General features: G+C 67.4%; 1 protein-coding gene. It reads right to left on the bottom strand.

Annotation, left to right across the window (positions count from 1 at the left end):
* Positions 1-225: 225 nt before the first annotated feature.
* Positions 226-497 (bottom strand): FliH/SctL family protein (locus AACY45_RS28090; protein WP_339548731.1); only part of this gene is annotated, 272 nt, incomplete at its 5' end.

The raw sequence follows: 497 nt of genomic DNA, 5'->3' as shown, positions 1-497 counted from the left end.
GGTCGACCCGCCTCGTGTCGCCACGAACGCGAGCGCCGCCAATACCGCGAGCGCCACACCGGCCATTACGGCAAGCCGTCTTACGCCCAATTGCGAAAAGAGAGTGCGCGCTGCGTCCAAAGTGTGTCCCGATCCTGACCGTCGGGGCGAGCCCCCATGACTATCTTATAGGATGGAGACGGGCGGCAATTTCTGCCGGGCGGAAAAAATTGCCGTGTGGCGAGATCAGGCGCTGGGTAGTGGGGGCAGCAGCGGGGCGAGTTCGCTCTCCACGGCCGCCCGTCGCGCGGCCTTTTCGAGCAGCAAGCCGCCTTGCTCCCAATCGATCAAGGCGTCGCCGGGTGCCAGCGTGGCATCCGGTACGACGCCGACGTGGAGTTTGCGCCGGTCGGCGGCCTGACGCTGGGCGATGCGCTGCTCGACCGCCTCGACCAGATCGGGGTGGACGCGGACCTGCAACTCGGTGCCGCGCGCGACTTGTTGCAGCACGCGCCCGA

The organism is Pseudomonas sp. RA_35y_Pfl2_P32, from assembly GCF_963970735.1.
Lineage (GTDB): Bacteria > Pseudomonadota > Gammaproteobacteria > Pseudomonadales > Pseudomonadaceae > Aquipseudomonas.
This window is presented reverse-complemented; position numbering and strand designations above follow the sequence as displayed.